General features: G+C 70.4%; 19 protein-coding genes and 1 pseudogene. 9 read left to right on the top strand and 11 right to left on the bottom strand.

All coding sequences use genetic code 11. The features are described from left to right. Positions 1 to 422: 422 nt before the first annotated feature. From AC07C1_RS02605 to AC07C1_RS02575, 7 genes and pseudogenes are all read right to left on the bottom strand, one after another. Entirely contained in the window at positions 423 to 1,298 is an 876-nt protein-coding gene (locus AC07C1_RS02605; protein WP_478936397.1) for a universal stress protein, read from the bottom strand. A 63-nt stretch (positions 1,299 to 1,361) separates the two neighbouring features. After that, positions 1,362 to 1,841 (bottom strand): hydrogenase maturation protease, encoded by a 480-nt coding sequence (locus tag AC07C1_RS02600; protein ID WP_478936396.1) that lies wholly within the window; start codon positions 1,839 to 1,841, stop codon positions 1,362 to 1,364. Then, the gene (locus AC07C1_RS02595) at positions 1,838 to 3,184 is read right to left on the bottom strand and encodes a Ni/Fe hydrogenase subunit alpha (RefSeq protein ID WP_478936394.1); all 1,347 of its coding nucleotides are present in this window, start codon (positions 3,182 to 3,184) and stop codon (positions 1,838 to 1,840) included. Before AC07C1_RS02595 ends, AC07C1_RS02600 begins: the two co-directional genes overlap by 4 nt. Positions 3,185 to 3,209: 25 nt before the next feature. Then, positions 3,210 to 4,061: an NADH-quinone oxidoreductase subunit B family protein gene (locus tag AC07C1_RS02590; protein ID WP_471508616.1), complete on the bottom strand. Its 852-nt coding sequence runs from the start codon at positions 4,059 to 4,061 to the stop codon at positions 3,210 to 3,212. A 1-nt stretch (position 4,062) separates the two neighbouring features. Continuing rightward, complete coding sequence (locus tag AC07C1_RS02585; protein ID WP_478936393.1) at positions 4,063 to 4,881, bottom strand: FAD/NAD(P)-binding protein; 819 nt, start codon at positions 4,879 to 4,881, stop codon at positions 4,063 to 4,065. Continuing rightward, a pseudogene (locus AC07C1_RS02580) lies at positions 4,878 to 6,061 on the bottom strand (4Fe-4S dicluster domain-containing protein). The gene AC07C1_RS02585 and the pseudogene AC07C1_RS02580 overlap by 4 nt, the downstream one beginning before the upstream one ends. A 194-nt stretch (positions 6,062 to 6,255) precedes the next feature. Next, the gene (locus AC07C1_RS02575) at positions 6,256 to 6,426 is read right to left on the bottom strand and encodes a hypothetical protein (RefSeq protein ID WP_478936391.1); all 171 of its coding nucleotides are present in this window, start codon (positions 6,424 to 6,426) and stop codon (positions 6,256 to 6,258) included. A gap of 615 nt (positions 6,427 to 7,041) precedes the next feature. Here AC07C1_RS02575 and acsA point away from each other — a divergent pair. Genes acsA through AC07C1_RS02550 form a run of 5 tightly spaced genes read left to right on the top strand, consistent with a single transcriptional unit; the run spans position 7,042 to position 12,757 of the window. After that, the gene (gene acsA, locus AC07C1_RS02570; RefSeq protein WP_478936389.1) at positions 7,042 to 8,877 is read left to right on the top strand and encodes an acetate--CoA ligase; all 1,836 of its coding nucleotides are present in this window, start codon (positions 7,042 to 7,044) and stop codon (positions 8,875 to 8,877) included. Continuing rightward, a complete protein-coding gene (gene pdhA, locus AC07C1_RS02565) occupies positions 8,874 to 9,899 on the top strand; it encodes a pyruvate dehydrogenase (acetyl-transferring) E1 component subunit alpha (RefSeq protein WP_478936388.1) in 1,026 nt (341 codons plus the stop codon). The genes acsA and pdhA overlap by 4 nt, the downstream gene beginning before the upstream one ends. Then, positions 9,896 to 10,975 carry an alpha-ketoacid dehydrogenase subunit beta gene (locus AC07C1_RS02560; protein ID WP_478936386.1) on the top strand — a complete coding sequence of 360 codons (1,080 nt, stop codon included), beginning with the start codon at positions 9,896 to 9,898 and terminating at the stop codon, positions 10,973 to 10,975. The genes pdhA and AC07C1_RS02560 overlap by 4 nt, the downstream gene beginning before the upstream one ends. 1 nt (position 10,976) lies before the next feature. Further along, entirely contained in the window at positions 10,977 to 12,485 is a 1,509-nt protein-coding gene (locus AC07C1_RS02555; RefSeq protein ID WP_478936385.1) for a 2-oxo acid dehydrogenase subunit E2, read from the top strand. 5 nt (positions 12,486 to 12,490) lie between these two features. After that, a complete protein-coding gene (locus AC07C1_RS02550; protein WP_478936384.1) occupies positions 12,491 to 12,757 on the top strand; it encodes an acyl carrier protein in 267 nt (88 codons plus the stop codon). Positions 12,758 to 12,877: 120 nt separating this feature from the next. On the opposite strand, the gene AC07C1_RS02545 is transcribed toward AC07C1_RS02550, so the two are convergent. Both AC07C1_RS02545 and AC07C1_RS02540 read right to left on the bottom strand, forming a co-directional pair. Beyond that, positions 12,878 to 13,918 (bottom strand): alcohol dehydrogenase catalytic domain-containing protein, encoded by a 1,041-nt coding sequence (locus tag AC07C1_RS02545; RefSeq protein WP_478936588.1) that lies wholly within the window; start codon positions 13,916 to 13,918, stop codon positions 12,878 to 12,880. 75 nt (positions 13,919 to 13,993) lie between these two features. After that, positions 13,994 to 15,469: a bifunctional aminoglycoside phosphotransferase/ATP-binding protein gene (locus AC07C1_RS02540; RefSeq protein ID WP_478936586.1), complete on the bottom strand. Its 1,476-nt coding sequence runs from the start codon at positions 15,467 to 15,469 to the stop codon at positions 13,994 to 13,996. A gap of 417 nt (positions 15,470 to 15,886) precedes the next feature. On the opposite strand from AC07C1_RS02540, the gene AC07C1_RS02535 reads away from it, so the two are divergent. Both AC07C1_RS02535 and AC07C1_RS02530 read left to right on the top strand, forming a co-directional pair. Further along, positions 15,887 to 16,705 (top strand): universal stress protein, encoded by an 819-nt coding sequence (locus AC07C1_RS02535; RefSeq protein WP_471508634.1) that lies wholly within the window; start codon positions 15,887 to 15,889, stop codon positions 16,703 to 16,705. A 244-nt stretch (positions 16,706 to 16,949) separates the two neighbouring features. Continuing rightward, entirely contained in the window at positions 16,950 to 17,237 is a 288-nt protein-coding gene (locus tag AC07C1_RS02530; RefSeq protein ID WP_478936382.1) for a dsRBD fold-containing protein, read from the top strand. Positions 17,238 to 17,318: 81 nt separating this feature from the next. On the opposite strand, the gene AC07C1_RS02525 is transcribed toward AC07C1_RS02530, so the two are convergent. Next, positions 17,319 to 17,993, bottom strand: a complete 675-nt coding sequence (locus tag AC07C1_RS02525; RefSeq protein WP_478936381.1) for a CBS domain-containing protein — start codon at positions 17,991 to 17,993, stop codon at positions 17,319 to 17,321. A 116-nt stretch (positions 17,994 to 18,109) separates the two neighbouring features. Between AC07C1_RS02525 and AC07C1_RS02520 the strand changes: the two genes are divergently transcribed. Then, a complete protein-coding gene (locus AC07C1_RS02520; protein ID WP_478936380.1) occupies positions 18,110 to 19,030 on the top strand; it encodes a DUF1918 domain-containing protein in 921 nt (306 codons plus the stop codon). Positions 19,031 to 19,089: 59 nt separating this feature from the next. On the opposite strand, the gene AC07C1_RS02515 is transcribed toward AC07C1_RS02520, so the two are convergent. Continuing rightward, positions 19,090 to 19,770, bottom strand: a complete 681-nt coding sequence (locus AC07C1_RS02515; RefSeq protein ID WP_478936379.1) for a CBS domain-containing protein — start codon at positions 19,768 to 19,770, stop codon at positions 19,090 to 19,092. A 191-nt stretch (positions 19,771 to 19,961) separates the two neighbouring features. Between AC07C1_RS02515 and AC07C1_RS02510 the strand changes: the two genes are divergently transcribed. Then, positions 19,962 to 20,837, top strand: a complete 876-nt coding sequence (locus AC07C1_RS02510; RefSeq protein WP_478936377.1) for a universal stress protein — start codon at positions 19,962 to 19,964, stop codon at positions 20,835 to 20,837. Positions 20,838 to 20,861 lie beyond the last annotated feature (24 nt).

Raw genomic sequence — 20,861 nt, 5'->3', positions numbered from 1 at the left:
GTCAAGTGCGTAGGTCTCCCATGACGCCTGTACTCGCCCCTTCGTGTTCGAGACAGCGCCGGGCCTGTCGTAGATCGATCACTTCGTGGGTAGGCCCTGTTCGACGACCCTTGATGGACCCCTCACAATCTCGGACGTCTCCATCGCCTCCGCCAGGTTCCGGGCGAACGCCTGGCCGTAGCTCTCGCTGCGGTGCCCCGTTGCCGTCAGCGAGGCAGGCCCGGCGGCGCGCCACGCGTCCGACCGTCGGTTCTGTCTGATGCCCGAGTACTCGCGGCGCGGACAGAGATCGGATTTTGCTGCCCGACGGCACGTGGCGGCGCGTCGAGACCATCAGGGTGCGAAGTCTGTTCGGCTGAGAGCGTGGCGCGGGCGACGCCACGCCCTGAGGAGTGGGACCGCAGGCATGCCTCGGAGCGCTCTCACTGCCGTCCGGGCACGACCGCTACAGGGCACTGCGCGTGGTGGAGGAGGGCATGGCTCACGCAGCCGAGCTGGAACCCGAGGTGCCCCGTTCTGCGCCGTGCTCCGACGATCACGAGGTCCGCGGCGGCCGACCGGTCCACGAGTATCTTGCCGGCCGGTCCCTCAAGGGCCGCCGGGCGCGTCCGGACATGCGGATTCTCGGCGCTCGCCGCCTTGAGAAGAGCATCGATCACGGCGGAGGCGCGCTCCTCGTACGTATCCGCCGGTCCGCCGGGCTGCAACCGGTCGCCGTGCCTGTCGTAGGCAGGCCTGCGCCAGGCCCGCACGACGTCGAGGACGCACCCGCGCACCTCGGCCTCACGGAAGGCGAAACGCACGGCCTCCGCGTTCATGTCGGCTTCGCCTAGGCCGAGCAGGATCCGCTCGTGCGCACCCTCCAGGCCCGCACGATCGCCCCGGACCACGACCACCGGACAGTGCGCCCGGGCGGACACGCCGAGACCGACCGACCCCAGCAACAGACCCTTGAGCTCACCACGACCGCGCGAACCCGTCACCAGAGCAAACGCCTCGTCGCCCGCGCGCACGAGAATGTCCACCGCGTCCTCCGGCACGATGTCGGTGGTGACCTTCACATCCGGGTTGCGCCGTTCGGCGCGATCGGCCGCCGAGGCCACGATGTGCTCGGCCAGTACCTGTTCGGAGGGCCGCCTCGGGTCCGCCGAGGGAAGGGCCGCCTCGTAGCGCGCCCACAAGGAGGCGTACACCAGCCTGAGCGGAACGCCATGACGGGCGGCTTCGTCCACGGCCCAGTCGACCGCCAGCAGGGATGAGTCCGATCCGTCTACGCCCACCACCAGAGGAAGTGTCATTGTCCCCACCGCCTTTCATAGTCGCGAGGGCGCTTCGGCCCGTGCCGGAGGACCATCGGCCCCCTACTCCTCGTGGTCCGGTCCGTAGGCCTGCCGAACGGAAGCGGCGACTCGGTCGATCAGTTCGGGGAGAGCCGACCGCACCGCTTCGCTCAGGGGCGCGCCGAGTTCGACGTCCGCCACCTCCATGGCGTGCACCACGAGTCTCTGCGGCAGCCGCCCGAGTGCCTCTGCCAGGGCAAGGCACTCTCCGAGGCCGAGCGCATGGGTGCTCGCCGTAGCTGCTGTCCGGTTGGCCGCGTCCGCCGCCGTCAGAGTGTGCAGGTCGCCCGGCCGGGCCGGCAGTGTCCGGAGGGCTTCCACCACGATCACTGTGTCAGGGTCGCTCCATAGGTCGAGCATGCGTGCGGGTTCGCCGTCGCTGACCGTCAGGACAGTGCCATCCGGGACACGGCCGCGCAACGCCTCCACTGTTGCCGGACCGACCACGTCGTCACCGCGCAGCGGATTGCCCACACCGATCACCACGACCCGGCCGTTCATAGACGTTCCACGGTCACGTCGAGGAAGTGGGCGGCGCAGGAGATGCAGGGGTCGTGGTTGCGGATGGCCCGTTCGCACAGATGCGTGAGCTCCTCGTCGTCAGCGGCGGGTCCGGCCGTTTCCAGTCGCGCCTGGACCGTCTTGCGCACGTCCTCCTCGATGGCCGTCTGGTTCTGGGCCGTGGGTGGGATGATGCGGGCCTCGGTGATCGTGCCGTCCTCGGTGAGAACGTAGCGGTGGTACAGCAGCCCCCGGGGCGCCTCGGTGGCCCCGGCGCCGGCCCCTTGACGCGGCGGGACCCCGACGGCCGGACGGGGAGGCGGTTCGTATGTGTCGATGATCCGCAGGGCTTCCTCGATGGCCTGTACCACTTCCACGGCGCGTACGACGATGCTGCGGAAGGGGTTGTTACAGACGGCGCCGGTCTCCGGGTCGCCCAGGCCGGCGTCCCGCGCCGCCTCGGCAGCCACGGGGTGGAGCCAACGGCCGTTGATCGCGTAGCGGGCCAGCGGACCGGTCAAGTAGCGGCGGCCGTCGAGAGTGGCCGTCAGGGCGGTGGAGTGCGGTACCTGTCCTTCCTGGACGTGCTGTTCGAAGTCGGGCAGGGGGAACTCGCGCAGCGCCGGGCCTTGGCCCTGAGCGGACACGACCGCCGGTGTTCCGGAGTCGATGGCGTAGCGGCCGGGGTCGCGTAGTGCGAACAGGTCGTGGTCGCACATGGCGTCGGGGAAGTCGAACGCCGCCACCCAGCGGACGGTTTCCAGGGCGTCATCACGGGCTTGACGCAGCCGTTCCGCCAGCGGGCGGAGTTCGTCCGGTGCCGGTGTCCGGTAGAAGCCGCCGATCCGGACGTTGACCGGGTGGATGGGGCGGCCGCCGAGTTGTTCGAGGATCGCGTTGCCGGTCTGTTTGATGCGCAGGCCTCGTTCGACGGCGGCGCGCTGGTCGCGGGCGAGTTCCACGACGTCCGCGCGCCCGAGGAAGTCCGGAGCGTGCAGCAGGTAGATGTGCAGGGCGTGGCTCTCGATCCACTCGCCGCAGTACAGCAGGCGCCGCAGGTCTGCAAGAGGGCCGTCCACCGTGACCCCGCAGGCGTCCTCGATCGCCCGGCAGGCGCTCATCTGGTAGGCGACCGGGCAGATGCCGCAGATACGAGCGGTGATGTCGGGAGGCTCAGTGTGGCCCCGGCCGGTCAGGAAGGACTCGAAGAAGCGCGGTGGTTCGTAGATGCGCAGCCGCGTCTCGGCGACCGTGTCACCCTCGACGCGTAGGTGGAGAGCGGCCTCGCCTTCCACCCTGGCCAGCGCGTCCAGTCGCAGGACGCGGGTTCCGCGATCGTTCATGCGAGCCTTTCCGGGCGGAGGTCCGTCAGGCCGGAGGGCTCTGCTGCTGCTCCTCGGCCGCGAGGTCGGGTACGGGGGCATATTCCGGCGACGCGGCGTTGAAGGTGCGGAAGACACGCTGGATGTCTCGCTCGCTCATCCCGTCGCTGCGCAACTGCGCGACCATGGAGCGCAGATTGGGCTTGCTCGACGGTCCGAAGCAGCCGTAGCACCCGCGTCCGTAGGCGGGGCAGATGGCGCCGCAGCCGGCGTGTGTCACCGGGCCGAGACAGGGGGTGCCGTGGGCCACGGTGATGCAGGTGGTGCCGCGCCTCTTGCACTCGAAGCAGACGCTGTGGTTCGAGATCTGGGGTTTGCGTCCGGCCAGGTAGGCGTTGATGACTTCGAGGAGCTGGCGTCGGTCGATGGGGCACCCGCGCAGTTCGAAGTCGACCGGAACGTGGGCCGAGATAGGTGTCGAGGTCTCCAGCGTGGCGATGTACTCCGGCCGGGCGTAGACCGCGGCGAGGAAGTCGTCGACGTCGGCGAAGTTGCGCAGTGCCTGGATGCCGCCCGCGGTGGCGCAGGCTCCGGTGGTCACCAGATAGCGGGAGATGCGGCGGACGTGCTGGATGCGCTCGGCGTCCTCTGCGGTGGTGATCGAGCCTTCGACCAGGGAGAGGTCGTACGGCCCTCGGCCCTCCAGCCGCGCGCGGCCCCCTTCGGCGCCCTCGGCCGGGGTCATCTCAAGGAAGTGGTCGATCCGGACGCGCTCGGTGAGGCCGAGCAGCTCGTCCTCGCAGTCGAGGAGGGTCAGCTGACAGCCGTCGCAGGAGGCGAACTTCCACACGGCGAGCGTCGGCCGTGTGCGAATGACCGGGCCGAGTTCGGTGACCATGTCACAACTCCCTCACGAGGAGCAGGTCTGCCACACGGTCGTAGCCGACGACCGGCCCGTCCCGGCACAGCAGGAGTGGTCCGAGTTGGCAGTGGCCGCAATGGCCGGTGGCGCAGTGCATGTTCCGTTCCAAGGACACCTGGACGCGGTGCGGGACCAGTCCGCGGGTCACGAGATCGCGTGCGGTGTGTCGCATCATCACCTCGGGTCCGCACACCAGCGCGCAGGTCCGTTCGGGGTGCAGGTCGAGGCGGTCGAGGAGAGTGGTGACCACGCCCACCGCGCCCTGCCAACCCGGACCGGGGCGGTCGACGGTCAGCTCCACCCGGGCCGGGCCGCGCCAGCTTTCGATCTCGTCCCGGAAGACAAGGTCGACAGGGGTGCGGGCACCCATCAGGACGGCGAGCCGACCGTACGCGGCCGGCCGGTCCAGGACCGTGTGCACGACCGGCCGCAGCGGGGCCAGCCCGATGCCGCCGGCGACCACCAGTACGTCATGGCCGGCGGCCGCTTCGAGGTCCCAGCCGGTGCCGTACGGCCCGCTGAGACCGACGCTGTCACCAGGGCGCAGCCGGTACAACGCGGTCGAGACCGCGCCCACCGCGCGCACGGTGTGCACAAGACCCCCGTGGCGGCCGCGCAGGGCACTGGCCGAGACCGGCACCTCACCGACCCCGAAGGCGTAGATCATCGCGAACTGACCCGGTGAGAAGGGTGAGAGTGCTTCTCCAGCCGGTACCAGCTCGATCGACCGGGTGTCGGCGGTCTCGGCCCAGGCATCGGCGACACGGTACGGCAGCGGGGGCGGCACGGTGGTCATCCCTCCTCCGGCTCCGCTGCCGTTACGCCGGGCTGTGTCCAGTCGTGCAGGGCGGCCGCTTCCTCGGTGATGTCGATGCCGACCGGGCACCACACGATGCAACGTCCGCAGCCCACGCAGCCGGATGAGCCGAACTGGTCGTACCAGGTGCCGAGTTTGTGGGTCATCCACTGCCGGTAGCGACTGCGCGAGGAGGCGCGGACCGGGCCGCCGTGCAGCTGGGAGAAGTCCAGGTCGAAGCACGAATCCCACAACCGCCACCGCTCCGCGTGGTCACCGGTGAGGTCCGTGACGTCCTCGGTGGTGGTGCAGAAGCAGGTGGGACACACCATGGTGCAGTTGCCGCAGGTCAGGCACCGCCCGGCGACGTCGTCCCAGCGGGGCGCGTCGAGCGTTCCGGCCATCAGCTCCCGCAGGTCGGCCTCGGGCATGGTCCGTCCCATACGATCCGCAGCGGCTGTGACGTCAGTGTGAGCCTTCTCCCGGGTTTCGGGTCGGCCGGACGAGCGGGCAGCTCGGCCAGAATCCCTGCTCCTTCCTCGCTGCCGCTGCGGACCCAGAATCGGTGCCCGTCCGCATCCACCACTTCGGTCATCACCAGGTCATAACCGGGGCCGGCAGCGGGTCCGGTGCCCATCGAGACACAAAAGCACGTGGCGCCGGGCTCCGTGCACTCCACCACGATCAACAGTGCCCCGGAGCGCCGCCCCGTATAGACAGGATCTCGGTATGCCCCACCAGTGAGCACTCGGTCCTGGATGGCGATGGCCCGCAGATCGCAGGGGCGCACACCGAGGAAGGCATACCGAGGAGGCGCGGCTTGGTCGGGCGTGAGGACCAGCTCCCCCTCCACCCGGTCGGCGCTCCACTCCCTCACCCGCGCCGGATGCAGGAAGGACTTCCACGACTGGGGCCCCGCCGCGTTCGTGAAGGCCGCGCCGTCCGACCGCTCCCGCAGCCGGTACCGCCCGGCCTCCAGCTCCACGCCCCATCCGTACGGCAACTCGTCGGCCGACCGCAGCTCCGCCAGCACGATCGCACCTTCCCGGGCCGTGGGGCCGATCACGGTGAAGCCGCGCCGGACCAGCACGTCCACAAGCGCGGCCATGCCGTCCTTTCCCATCACGAGCCCCTCGGACGCGGGGGCCGGGACGGCGTTCACATCGGTGTCGGCACTCATGACCGACCTCCTTCAGCACGGCGGACGGCACATCGGACCCTGTCGTCCCCTTCAGGCCCACGACCGCAGCTTCAACGGTACGGCGTCGCGCCGACAGAGCCACATGGGCACGGCCGCGGGGGCCCTTTGGTCCCTGACCTCAGACGAGCCGACACCGTGATCTCGGGCGAGCGTCGGAGGTGCCTCCACGACGATCAGCACGCTCGGCCGTGGGGTGACAGGAAGTAGGTGTGCCCCTCCCGCCCCCACTCCCCGTACTCGGGCATCAGACCGGCGTCCATCACCCGCAGGCAGGGGCGGCCGATGTGCGCGTAGACCAGGCGTCCGATCCGGTTCCTGGCCTCTTCTGCGCCGACTTCCCGCACGGGAGCGTGCCCGCCCACTCCACCGCGGAAGCGGATGGGCGGTCCCAGGCGGAGGCTTCCAGAACATCAGGTCCGCGTCCGCCGCCCAGGCCGGGAAGATCCAGAACTCCGGCGCTCACACCACCGTCCCCACGCTTCCCTCCATCCGGTAACCGCACGTCGGGTGAGAGGTGTGCAAGACCGGCAGCGCCCTGATGCGCAGCTCACCGAGGTCCGCGTCCGTCATACGCGGCTCCAGTCCTCGCTCGGCGGCGAGACATCCCACGGCGGAGCGGAGTTCGGCGTGGTCGTCGGTGACGAGCCAGGCGTCCAGCCGGCCCTCGGGCGGCTCCGCCCCGGGACCGCCGTCGAACGCGACACGATGACGCCACAGACGACCAACAACCCGGCCGGCGCAAAGCGCGGGGAGGCCATGGCGCCCACGCCCAGCAGCGTGAACCGGAGCCGAGGCCCCATGGCCGTTCACCTCCCGGAGAGGCTGGTCCGGCCATCGTCTCAGCAAGCCACAGGCGTGGACCGGAGCCGTCCGGCCACGGACGGGGGCCGTTCGACCCAGTGCGGACGGAACGGACCGGACGGATGGTCGAAGAAGGCCCGAAGGAAGGAGGGGCCGCCATGCCATGGGAGACCATCCGGAAGGACACCCCGCCGCTCGTCGTCCCCAATCTGCGCGACTACGACGAGGAGTGCGCGGACTTCTCGTGGCAGGCGGCGGGGAGCAGGCTGCAGGGGCTGCCCGGCGGACGGGGACTGAACATCGCCCACGAGGCCGCGGACCGGCAGGTGGCATCTGGCCGTGCGACTGCGGTCGCGTTGCGCTGTGTCGGGCGGGACGATTCCGTGACCTCCATGACCTACGGGGATCTGGCCCGCTCGACGGCGCAATTCGCCAACGTGCTCCGCGGCCTCGGTATCGGTCACGGCGACCGGGTCGTGACGCTACTGGGGCGCTGCCCAGAGCTGTACACCGTGGTCCTCGGTACGCTGAAGAACACCAGTGTCCTCTGCCCGCTGTTCTCCGCCTTCGGACCGGACCCGGTCTTCCAGCGGATGACGCTGAGCGACGCACAGGTGCTGGTCACCACGGCGGACCTGTACCGCAGGAAGGTCGCCGGACGACGCCAGGCCCTGGCCGCCCTGCGCCATGTACTGATCGTCGGCGACGGGGCCGACGACCTGCCTGACACCCTGTCCCTCGACGCGCTGATGGCCGACGCTGCCGACACCTTCACGATTCCGCCGACCTCACCGCACGACATGGCCCTGCTGCACTTCACGAGCGGCACGACGGGCATTCCCAAGGGCGCGGTGCACGTGCACCAGGCGGCCGTCGCCCACTACATGACCGCGCTGTACGCCCTCGACCTGCACCCGGACGACGTGTTCTGGTGCACTGCCGACCCGGGCTGGGTGACCGGGATGTCCTACGGGATCATCGCCCCGCTCATGCACGGCGTGACGGTCGTGGTGGACGAGGGCGAATACGACGCCCGCCGCTGGTACCGGATCCTCGCCGAACAGCGGGTGAGCGTCTGGTACACGGCGCCGACGGCCCTGCGCATGCTGATGCGCACGACGCCGAGGACCGGGCCCTACGACCTGCCCCGCTCGTTTGACCTGAGCGCGCTGCGGTTCATCGCGTCGGTCGGCGAGCCGCTCAATCCGGAGGCGGTGGTGTGGGGGCGGGACGTTCTCGGACTGCCGGTGCACGACAACTGGTGGCAGACCGAGACCGGCGCCATCATGATCGCCAATTTCGCTGCCTGCGACATCCGTCCCGGTTCGATGGGGCGCCCCCTGCCCGGTGTGGAGGCGGCGGTACTGCGGCGCGGCGAGGACGGCCGGGCCGAGGTCGCAGAGGGACGCGTCACCGTACTGGAAGAGCCCGGAGTGGAGGGAGAACTGGCGCTCCGGCCCGGCTGGCCGTCCATGTTCCGCGGTTACTTGCACGACGAGCCACGCACCGCGGCGGCCTTTGCGGACGGCTGGTACCTCACCGGTGACCTCGTACGACGCGACACCGACGGCTGGTACTGGTTCGTCGGGCGCGCCGACGACGTCATCAAGTCTGCGGGCCACCTCATCGGGCCTTTCGAAGTCGAGAGCGCCCTGATGGAGCACCCGGCAGTCGCCGAGTCCGGCGTCATCGGCCGCCCCGATCCCGTCGCCGGGAACATCGTGAAGGCCTTCGTCACCCTGCGGCCGGGCTTCGATGCGACCAGCACGATGCGGCAGGAATTGCTGGCCTTCGCCAGGCGCCGGCTGGGCCCGGCCGTGGCGCCCCGCGAGATCGCCTTCGACCAGCACCTGCCGCACACCCGCAGCGGCAAGGTCATGCGCCGCCTGCTACGGGCCCGTGAACTCGGACTGCCCGAGGGTGACATCTCCACCCTGGAGGACTCCACCCTGGAGGCGTCCTCCTCCGCGCCGAGGACGGAGCAGCCCGCATGAGTGCTACCCACACCCCTCGCTCACCGCGCACCGCCTCCCGTCCGAACCGTCAAGCTTCCGGGCACCGGCTGGCCCTGCTGGAGTCGATGCTGCGCATCCGCCGGTTCGAGGAGCGCTGCGTGGAGCTGTACAGCGCCGCCCGCATCCGGGGTTTCATGCACCTCTACATCGGCGAGGAAGCCGTGGCCATCGGCGTGACCGAGGCACTCACAGCCGACGACGCGGTCGTGTCGACTTACCGCGAACACGGGCACGCACTCGCCCGCGGGGTTCCGGCCGAGGCGATCATGGCGGAGATGTTCGGCAAGGTGACCGGCTGTAGCCGCGGCCGTGGCGGCTCGATGCACCTTTTCGACGCCGGCCGCCGCTTCTACGGCGGCAACGCGATCGTCGGCGGTGGGCTCCCGCTCTCGGTCGGCCTCGCCCTCGCCGACCGCATGACCGGCCGCAATCGTGTCACCTGCTGCTTCTTCGGCGACGGCGCCTTTGCCGAGGGCGAGTTCCACGAGACCGCCAACCTCGCCGCGCTGTGGGGGCTGCCGCTGCTGCTGGTCTGCGAGAACAACCTGTACGCGATGGGCACCGCCCTGGCCCGGCACCAGGCCCAGACCGACCTCGCGCTGCGTGCCGCCGGGTACGGCATGGTCTCCTGGGCCGTCGACGGCATGGACGTCTTCGCCGTGGAGGACGCCGCCCGCCGGGCGGCCGAAGGCGTACGCGCCGGAACCGGACCGCACTTCCTGGAGATGCGCACGTACCGCTTCCGCGCCCACTCCATGTACGACCCTGACCGCTACCGCGACAAGACCGAGATCGAGCACTGGAAGGAACGCGACCCGGTCGAAGGGCTCGCCCGGCGACTGCGGGAGGCGAAGGAGCTGACCGACAAGGCCCGCACCGCCCTGGAGGACCGCCTGGCCGCCGAGATCGACCGCGCCGTCGAGGCCGCCGATCAGGCTCCCGAGGAACCCGTCGAGGATCTGCTGAAGTACGTCACCAGCCCGGAGGCGAGCCGGCCATGACCGCCACCCGCACGCGTACCGCCGGACCCGCCGCGCCCGACGACCGGAAGACGACCTATCGGGAGGCGATGCGCGAGGCCCTGCGCGAAGCGCTGCGCACGGACGAGCGAGTGTTCCTGATGGGTGAGGACGTGGGCCGGTACGGCGGCTGCTTCGGCGTCAGTCTCGGACTGTTGGAGGAGTTCGGGCCCGAACGGATCCGCGACGCCCCGCTGTCCGAGTCGGCGTTCGTCGGAGCCGGCATCGGCGCGGCCCTGGCGGGCATGCGCCCGATCGTCGAGATCATGACGGTCAACTTCAGCCTGCTGGCCCTCGACCAGATCCTCAACAACGCGGCGACCCTGTTGCACATGTCGGGCGGCCAGCTGCCCGTGCCGATCGTGATCCGGATGACCACGGGCGCGGGACGCCAGCTCGCGGCCCAGCATTCGCACAGCCTGGAGGGCTGGTACGCGCACATCCCCGGCCTGCGGGTGCTCGCCCCGGCTACCCTCACCGACGCCCGCTACATGCTGGCCCCCGCGCTCGCCAACCCGGACCCGGTGCTGATTTTCGAGCACGGCAGCCTGTACAACGTCTCGGGTGAGCTACCCGCCGACGCGGGGCCGGTCGACATCGACAACGCGGTCGTCCGCCGAGCCGGTACGGACGTCTCCCTGATCACCTACGGGGGCTCACTGCCGAAGGCCCTGGCCGCGGCCGGCGACCTCGCGAGCGGCGGCATCAGCGCGGAGGTCGTCGACCTGCGCACCCTGCGTCCCTTGGACGACGCCACCATCGGCGAGTCGGTGACGCGCACCCATCGTGCCGTCGTAATCGACGAGGGCTGGCGCACCGGCAGCCTCGCCGCGGAGATCTCGGCACGTCTGACGGAACAGCACTTCTACGACCTCGATGCCCCCGTCGAGCGGGTGTGCAGCGCCGAGGTGCCCATGCCGTACGCGCGCAGGCTGGAGGAGGCGGCGCTGCCCCAGGTGGACGGAGTCGTCGCTGCCGCGCATCGCGCCGTAGGCGAACCGGTGCCGACCGGAGCCGGCACGCCGGAGCGGCCGCCGGTCAGCGGGAGGTCGGGCTGAGATGACCGCGTTCACCATGCCCTCACTAGGCGCGGACATGGAAGAGGGACTCCTGCAGGAGTGGCTCGTGAGCCCCGGTGACCGCGTGCACAAGGGCGACGTCGTGGCCGTCGTGGAGACGGACAAGGCTGCCATCGAGGTCGAGTGTTTCGAGTCCGGGACCGTGGGACGGCTGCTCGTTGCGCCGGGCGCCCGGGTTCCGGTGGGGACGCCGCTCGCGGTGATCGAAGGCGAAGCCGCCTCCGGCGTGCCGGCAGGCGCCCCCGGGGAGCCGGTGGCAGCCGGACCGAGCGAGCCCGTCGGTGAGGCTCAGCCGCCCCCGACGCCTGCACGCGCGAAGGCCGACCAGGAACCGGCCGCCCGGCACGAGCGCCCGCAGCCTCGGCCGAAGGCGGCCCGCAAGCCCGAGCACGCCTCCAAGCCGGCACAAGCCGAGCCCCGGAAGCAGCCGGCCAGGCAGCACGTGCAAGCGCTGCCGGAGCCATCCGCCGCAGCCTCCTCGGTGACCGGCGCCGGGCCCCTCGTACGGCACCTGGCGGAGCACCGGGGTGTAGACCTGACGACTCTGCACGGCACCGGGCCGGGCGGACGCATCACCCGTGCCGACGTGGAGCACGCCGCGCAGCCTCTCACGTCCAGGGTCCGCGCCACACCGTACGCACGGCGCCTCGCCCACGACCTCGGCATCGACCTGAGAGCGGTGCGGGGCACCGGCGACGGCGGAGCCGTGCGGGCGGCGGACGTGCACACGGCCCTGCGCACAGGCGCCGGGGCCGAGCGGCCGGATCGGGGCCCGCGTGACGGCGAGCAGCGCCCGCCCGCGGGCGTCGCGATCGACAGCCGCCCGGAGAACGCCATGCGCCGTGCCATCGCCGACCTCATGAGCCGCTCCAAACGGGAGATCCCGCACTACTACCTGTCCACCGCCATTGATCTCGCGGCGGCCGAGGAATGGCTGCGCAGGATCAACCGCGGTCGTCCGCCCGCCGACCGCCTCGTGCCCGCGGCTCTGCTCCTCAAAGCCGCCGCCCTGGCAGCTCGCGAGGTGCCGACTCTCAACGGCTACTGGCGGAACGACGGATTCGTCCCGGCTTCTGAGATCAACCTGGCCGTCGCGGTGTCGCTCCGGCAGGGCGGACTGCTCGCGCCGGTGATCCACCGCGCCGACACCCTGCCGCCCGACGCCCTCATGGTCCGCCTCAAGGACCTTGTCCAACGAGCCCGCCGCGGACGGCTGCGCGGGAGCGAGACGACGGGCGCCACTCTGACCGTCACCAACCTGGGCGACCAGGGCGTAGAGGCGGTGTTCGGGGTCATACACCCGCCCCAGGTGGCCTTGGTCGGCTTCGGAGCGGTCGTCGAGCGGCCCTGGGCCGCGAGCGGCATGGTCGGCGTACGTCCGGTGGTGACCGCGACCTTGGCCGCCGACCACCGGGCCACGGACGGAGCCGTGGGAGCGCGCTACCTCACGGCGGTCGACCGCCTGCTGCAGAAACCCGAGGAGCTGTGAGTCAGATGAAGCCCTTGAACAACGCGGAGGCTCTGACGGTGATCAAGGAGTCGATCACACAGATCATCCCAGACGCCGACTTCACTCTGGTTGGACCGGACGACAAGTTCCGCGACGTGCTCGACCTGGATTCGCTCGATTTCCTCAGCTTGATCGAACTGCTGTCCGAGCGCACCGGAGCCCGTATCGACGAGGAAGACTACCCGGAGCTGACCACGCTGTCCGACGCGGCGCGGTTCCTGGTCGACAGGACTGCTGCCGACCGGTCATGACCGCGCCTCGCGTCGCACGACGGCGGCGTGGCAGTGCGCATGGTGCGGCCCGCCGACCGAGCCCAGCGCCAGTCCCGCGAGGCCACACCACCCCACCCGCACGCTCGCAGCGCCCGGAACTCATCCGGGGGTCGAGTCGGGGTGCAGGACGACTTTGAGGGCTCCTGTGCTGGGGCCGCACGCGAACACCTCGTACGCGTCCTCCATCCGGTCCATATCGAAGGTGTGGGTGACCAGCCGTGAGACGGGCAGATGTCCGAACCTCATCAGCTCCAGCAGCCATGATGTGGAGGACGTGTCCACCTGGCCCGTGCTGATCGTCACGTTCTTGCGCCACAGGGACTCGAGGTGGAGCGTCGCCGGCTTGCCGTGCGTGCCGATGTTGGCGATGTGCCCTCCCGTGCGGACGGCGCGTGTGCACAGCACGAAGCCGTCCGGGTCGCCCGACGCCTCGATGACCACGTCTGCGCCCGGCCCCTCGGACAGGTCAGTGATCATCTTCCCCGGCGATTCAGCGACATCCGCCCCCACCCGGGCAGCGGTCTCCAGTCGAGCACCGGCCAGGTCCACGACGATGATCCTGCGCGGTGAGTACAGCCGCGCAAGAACCACGGCGGCGAGCCCGACGGGGCCCGCGCCCACCACGACGACGGTGTCTCCCGGGCAGACGTGTCCATTGCGCACTCCGACCTCGTAGGCGGTCGGAAGGAGTTCGGCGAGCAGCACCGCGTCATCCAGCGCGAGGTCGTAGGGTCGCCGGGTGGTGGAGTGGTCGGCGAAGGGCACGCGCACCGACTCGGCCTGGGTGCCGTTGACCAGATTCCCCAGCATCCATCCGCCTCCGCCACGGCACTGCCCGTACCTGGTGTCGCGGCACTCCCTGCAGTGACCGCAGGCGGAGACGGACGACACGATCACCTGATCACCGGGGCGCAGGTGGTGGACCTGGCTACCGATCTCCTTGACCTCGCCGACAGCCTCGTGGCCAAGTACCGTCCCCGGTTTCACCTCGGGGAAGTCTCCCCGCCGGATGTGGAGATCAGTGCCGCACACAGTGGTGGCGTCGACGCGCACGATCGCGTCGGTCGCCTCCTCGATCACGGGATCGGGAACGGTATCCCAGGAGGTGTGTGCAGGGCCGTGGTAGACGAGCGCTCGCACCGAACTCACTCCTCGCTCCCCCACCTCCACGGTCACCCCCACAGTGCCCCCGGGCAACACGGACGCGCGTGTGCCTCAGTCCGGCTCCATGTACGGACGGCGGAAGACTGGGGCCTGACCGGTTCCCCACGGGCGTACGGCCGTCAGCGCCCGAGAGACGGCGGATTCCAGCGCGCCACTGGTGTCGACCGGGACGGCTTCGGGCCACGGCGCTTCCCTCGCGGCCATGGCACCGGCGACCTCGGGGCTCGCGTCGGAGGCGCCGGGGGCGCGCGTGATCAGGCGGGCCGCCGACACATCACCCGGCACATGGCAGTGCAGGGCCACCAGGTCGGCGCTGGTGCACTCGGCCACCCGCACCGCTGCCTCACGCTGGATGGCGTCGGACCAGGTGGCGTCGAGGACGACGGACTCGCCGGACGACAGCAGAACGGCTGCGTGGTCGAGCAGGGCGGCATAGGTCCTCGCCGTCCACTCGGGTGTGTACAGCCCTTCGCCGTAGCTGGTGGCCGCGGACCGCTCGGCCGGGATGCCTGCCAGCTCCTTGCGGATGCGGTCGCTGCTGAGCAGGGTGACTCCCAGCCGGTCGGCGAGGGCTCCGGAGAGGGTGGACTTCCCGCTGCCCGGCAGTCCGCCGACGAGGGTGAGGCAGACAGCCGAGCTGCGCAGGTGGCGCAGTGCCACGGTGGCAAGCCGCCGCGACGCCGCTTGCGCGCCGGGCGCGCCCTGGCGGGCCTGGATCAGCGAGACTTTGGCACGGACGAAGGCTCGGTAGGCGACGTAGTGGTGCCACAGGGAAGGAGGCGCGGGGTCCGCTGAGTACTCGCCGTACCGGGCGAGGAAGTACGCCGCGGCCTCCGGAGCGCCGAGCTGTTCCAGGTCCATGGCGAGGAAGGCGGCGTCGTCCAGGCCGTCGACGTAGCGGAGGCGATCGTCGAACTCCAGGCAGTCCAGGACCCGGGGCCCGTCATCGAGGCAGAACACGTCCTCGGCGAGCAGGTCGCCGTGGCCGTCGACCACCCGTCCCTGCTCGATACGGCTGTCGAACAGCCGCTTGCGACCGGCGAGATAGCGGCGCACCAGCCGCTCGATATCCGTCAGGCAGTCGGGTACGACTCCCACCGCCGCCAGCGCGTGCAGCTGCGCGAAGCTCGCCTCCCAACGCGCCGACAGCGCGTCTCGCGTGCCCTGTTCGTCCACATCGCGGCCACGGGGTGCGGCCGCGTGCCACGCCGCCAGGTGGCGGGCGACAGTCCGAAGGATGTCGTCCACGGCATCCCCTGCTCGTACGAGACGGGAGAGGCGGCGGTCCTCCGGCATGCGGCGCATCACCACGACCGGTTCAGGCACCTCGGCATCGGGGCTGCGGAACTCACCCAGACCCACGTAGACGTCGGGGGCGAACCGGCGGTTGAGGGTGATTTCGCGCTCGCATGCGGCCCGGCGTGCCGCGACCGTGGTGTAGTCCAGGAATCCCAGATCGACCGGCTTCTTGAGCTTGTAGGCCCGATCGCCGACGAAGAACAGCGTCGCGGTGTGGGTCTCGCACACCCCGGCGCGCGGGAGCGGCTCGTTGTCGTGCCTGGCGGCCGACTGAAGCGCGGACGCGTCGGCCCGAGACGCGCGAAGGCTGGACTCCGTCATGAGGAACGGCGGCGACGGGGAAGCGCCCGTGATTTGTGTCGTCTCCGTCTCCGAGTCGGCGGCCCGGAAGGCGGCGGCCAAACACCCAGACGGACTGTGAGCCCTACGGTGACGACTGGTGGCATGGCGACGGCCTCCGTCTCGTACGAAGCTGGAGGGGGCGGCGGACGAGTCCGACCGGGTGAACGGTCCGCACGTCACCTGCATACCGGGCGCTAGGCGTATCTCCCATTCGAGGATCCCCTGGTCCTCACCGCGGCGCATGTGGGGCCGCGGCGGAGGGGACCGGAGCCGTGTGATCCGGCGCGAGAGGAGACAGGCGCGGTGACCATTCCCCTGGTGGTGGGCGTCGACGGATCCGAGGCGAGCCTGGAGGCGGTCGACTGGGCCGCCTCCGAGGCAGCCCGGCACGGGGTTCCGCTCCATCTGCTGCACGCGACGGCCGGAGAGCAGGAAACGTCCCACGTGATCAGCGCCGCCTCCGCGCGCGCCAGGGGGAGCGCTCCAGCGGTCCGGTTGTCCAGCGAGGTGTCACACGAGGACGCGGCTTCAGCACTGGTCGGCAAGGGGCGCAATGCCTTCGCGCTGGTCCTGGGGTCCAGGGGACTCGGAGACCTAGCCGACATGCTCTTGGGCTCGGTCAGCCTCGCTGTGGCGGCACGCGCCGACTGTCCGGTTGTCGTGGTTCGCGGCTCCCCGGAGCATCACGCTGCCCATTTCGGAAACGTGGTCGTGGGCATCGAGGACGGGGAAGGCAGCGGTACGGCCGTCGACTTCGCGTTGCGCGAGGCGAATGTGCGAGGCTGCCGGCTCGTGGCGGTGCATGCCTGGAGTGCACCGTCCGGTGCTTGTACGACCCCACAGGCCCCGTCGTGGTTCCTGGAAGCCCACCGTCGCCCGCCGGCTCAGGTTCTCGACGACGCTCTGCGCCACCCCGCTGAAAGGTATGGGGACGCGGCGGTGAGCCGAAGACTGATCGAGAAACCGGCGCGCCCGGCGCTGCTGGAAGCCGCGTCGACGGCGGATCTGCTGGTCGTGGGCGCCCGTCGACGACTTGGGCATCCGGGCCTGCAGCTCGGCCTGATCAACCACGCACTGCTGCATCACGCACCGTGTCCCGTCGCCGTCGTCCCTCAGATGTGACCGCCCCGCCACGAGGGGAACGGGACGCAGTCGGCTTCCAGGGCCGGTCGCCGGTTCGACAGGGACTTTCGGCCCTGTGGCCGAGGAGCGGCGTCGTCTGATCGTGGAAAGACCGGGGGACCGCCCAGTGGCCGACTGGATGCCATCCACCTGGCTTCCAGCCATCCCGCCCATCCGGTGCGGTCACCTGGAGCGCCGCTGCTCGGACTGCAGCAGCGCGCTGCACACAGGCAAGGAGAGAACGATGTCGCACACCGGACAGTGGACCGTGCGTCTCCACCTCTTCGAAGACGACGACGGGACAACGAAGGCACACGTCACGCTGGCCACCGGCACCACGGCGCTCACCGGGCACGGAACCGCGCACTGCAATCCGGTGGACACGAACGTGCCGGAGATCGGCGACGAACTGGCGGCAGGAAGGGCCATGCACGACCTCGCCCACCAACTCCTGAACGCCGCCGAACGCGACGTCCAGGGCATGGCGGCGTCCCGTCCCAGCATTCCTCAGACCGCTGAACGGCCCGCGTGAACTCCGATGGTTCGTGGGAAGACAAGCAAGGGGGAGAGCCTGCGCTCGCAGCCCGGGCCGGGGGTTTCATCCGGCCGCGGCTCAAGTGTCGGTGGACGCATCCCGGGAACCGTCCTTCTTGTAGGAGAGATTCCCGGACACCGACACCACGCCGTCGACGCCACGGCACAACTGCTCGATGACGGGGATCAGACTGCTGTACTCGACGGTGCCGGCGAGCGTCACCCGCCCGTCGCGCACCTCCGCGCTCACGTCCCGTGGATCGAGTCCCAAGGTGCGCCGCAGCAGATCGCCGGTGATCTCCTCGCGGATGGCCTCGTCACGGCGGAGGAAGACCCGCAGCAGATCACCGCGGCTGACGATGCCCAGCAGCCGGTCCGTCTCGTCCACCACAGGCAGTCGTTTGACGTGCTGGGCCTCCATGAGTCGGGCGGCCTCGACCACGGTCCACTCGGGACGTGCGCAGACCGCGGGAGCGGACATCAGTTCCTCGGCACGAGAGCCCTCGGCCTTGGCCCGTTCCCAGGCCTCCAGGTGCGGGACGGGCGTCCTGCCCGAGGGGTCGGCCTGGTCGGCGCTCTTTCGGAGCAGGTCGGCCTCGGACACCACACCCAGGGGACGGTCCAGCTCGTCCACCACGGGCACGGCGGTGACGTCGTTCTCTTCCAGCAGTCTGACGAGCTCCTTGAACGGCGTGTCACGCCGTGCCCGGACGACGTCCCGGCTCATGAGCTCCTCGACCGTTCGGTGGTGCATGTCGCCTCCCGGGAACGTGCCGCCCAGCTCGCGGAGACGGGGCAGCCGCCCCGTGCGGCGGTGCGGCCCGCGTGGCAGGTTGGATACAGCACCATTCTGAGGAGAGGGCGGCGATCATGCGAGCTCACCTCGGCGATCAACTCGTCGTCGAAAGTCCGGCGACCGGCGCCGCCAGGCGCGACGGCGAAATCGTCGGACTGCACCACGAGGACGGAACACCCCCTTACGACGTGCGCTGGTCGGACACGGACGAAGTGACGCTCGTGTTCCCGGGGCCCGACGCCCACATCCACCATCTGGGACATGAACAACCCGTGGCCACACGCGAGCCCCTGCCCGACACACACGAAGCGGAGACCGTGTTCACCGCTCCGCGGTCGACCAGAGCGACCAATCCTGGCGACATCGGACGGCGCGTGGGGGTCGAACGCCGACGGCAAGGGCTGAGCCTGGTAGAAGCGGCCCGCCGTGCCGTGATGTCGCCCGACTACCTCGCCTACCTGGAGGGGCAGCCCGCCGACCCGAGCCTTGCGACTCTCATCCGGCTGGCCGACGCCCTCGGCACCACAGTCGCCGCACTCCGTGGCGGAGGCATGGATCTTCCCCCCGGTCAGGGCCACGCACTGCTGCACCCCGAGCTGCGGGACCTGGCCCCGGAAGAGTGCCGCACCCTGCTGTCCACGCATGGTGTGGGTCGCGTCGCGGTGTCGGCGTCCGACGGCCGCCCGGCGGTCGTCCCGGTCAACTACGAGATCGTCGCCGACGCCATCGTCTTCCGGACCGCTCCCGACTCCGTGGCGGCCGCGGCAGCTGAGACAGAAGTCGCTTTCGAGGTCGACCACGTGGACGACGCCATGAGCCAGGGCTGGAGCGTTCTCGCCGTCGGCCCCGCAAGCGTCGTGACGGAGCCGGAGGCAGTACACAGGCTCACCCAGCACGCGCACACCACCCCCTGGGCCGGCGGCGAGCGCGAGATGTGGGTGTCGATCCGGCCCACAAGCCTCACGGGCCGCCGGATAACTCCGGCTGATCAGTAGACAGCCGCGGTTTACCCGCCCTGTGAGGTGAACCGGAGCGCCAACCAACACCCACGGGGTCACTCGGCCGGGCAGGTTCCCACCGGGCGGGAGTCCTCCCCACTGAGCTGCGACTCGACACCCACCACGCCCTCGATGCCATGGACGAGGCGCTCGGCGACCCAGATGAGCGAAGTGTCGTGGACGGGCCCGCGGAGCGTGACGATCCCGTCCCCCACGGACACGTGGATGGCATGAGCGTGCATGGGGAACAGGTAGGACACCACCGTGCGGCGGACCTCCTCCTCGATGTCCTCGTCCGACCGCAGGAACACCTTCAGCAGGTCGCCACGGCTGACGACGCCACGCAGCCGATCCGCGTCGTCGACCACGGGCAACCGTTTGACGTGGTTTACCGCCATGCGGCGGGCCGCCTGGGTGAGGGTGTCGTTCGGTCGGACCGTGACAGCGGGCGTGCTCATCACCTCCTCGGCGGTCATGCCCTCCGCCTTGGCCAGGTCGGACCGGCGTTGGATCCGCTCGAAGTGGGACAGCTCGCGGTCCCGGAACTCCTCCTTGAGCAGCAGATCGGCCTCGGACACCACACCGACGACCCGCCCTTCGCCACTGACGACCGGCACGGCACTCACATGGCGCTCGTCCATGACCCGCACGAGCTCCTTGAAGCGCGCGTCACGCCCGACGGCGACAGCGGGCGCGGTCATCACATCGCTCACGATGTGCGGAACAGCGACAGGCATGCCCTGAGTCCTTGAAAGGTTCCGGAGGGGGTTGGCTCGGCCACTGCCTCCAGCTTCACGGCGAGCGCACCCACCGCAAATCGGCCGGCGACCGACCAGTCCGGCCCGGTGGCGTGTCGCGGCGCCGAGCAGGCAGTGCGACGGTATTCACAGGGGCTCACGGCAGTCCGGCGGCAAAGGCGGTGACGGCGATGGACCTCCCACTGGTCGTAGGCGTCGACGGGTCGGACTCCAGTCTGACGGCGGTCGACTGGGCCGTGGACGAGGCGGCACGGTACGGGCTGCCGCTTCGCCTCATCCATGCCTCCCTGTGGGAGGTGTACGAGGGCGCCCAGCCGTCCTTCACCACGGACCGCCCGGCCGAGGAAGTCATGGCCGAGCACATCATCGCGTCCTGCGTGGAGCGGGCCCGGCGCCGCAACCCCGAGGTGAAGGTCTCGGGTGAGGTACTGGCCGAGGACGCCGTGTCCGCGCTGCTGCAGGCGGGCCCCGAGGCGTTCGCGCTGGTCACGGGCTCACGCGGGCGAGGCGAGATCGCCGGGATGCTCCTCGGATCCGTCAGCCTCGCGGTCGCGGCCCGCGCCGTCTGCCCGGTCGTCGTGGTCCGTGGCGCGGATCCGAACCGCCGGGGAGCCCTCGGCCGCATCGTCGTGGGTGTTGGTGACTCGACCGGCAGCGCGGCGGCGGTACGGTTCGCCGTCCGCGAGGCCGAGGTGCGCGGCTGCGCCCTGACGGCCGTACGGGCCTGGCGCAACCCGTCGCAGGAGCCCGTGGACCACATGCTGATCGCGGACGACGCTGCCCGGCTGCGCGAGGAGCGGGCTTCCACCGGCCTCGACGACGCACTACGTGAGGCCGTACGGGAGCACCCTCAGGTGGATGTCCGACGTCAGCCGCTCGAAGGCCCCGCCCACCGGATTCTCCTGAAGGCGTCAGCCGAAGCCGACATGATCGTCGTCGGCGCCCAGCGACGACACGGACACTTCGGTCTGCAACTCGGCAGGACCGCCCACGCCCTCCTGCACCACTCGGAATGCCCGGTCGTCGTCGTTCCGCAACCGGTCTGAGACTCGCCGCACGTACTTGGGCTT

This window comes from Streptomyces sp. NPDC045022 (genome assembly GCF_056432605.1).
This window is presented reverse-complemented; position numbering and strand designations above follow the sequence as displayed.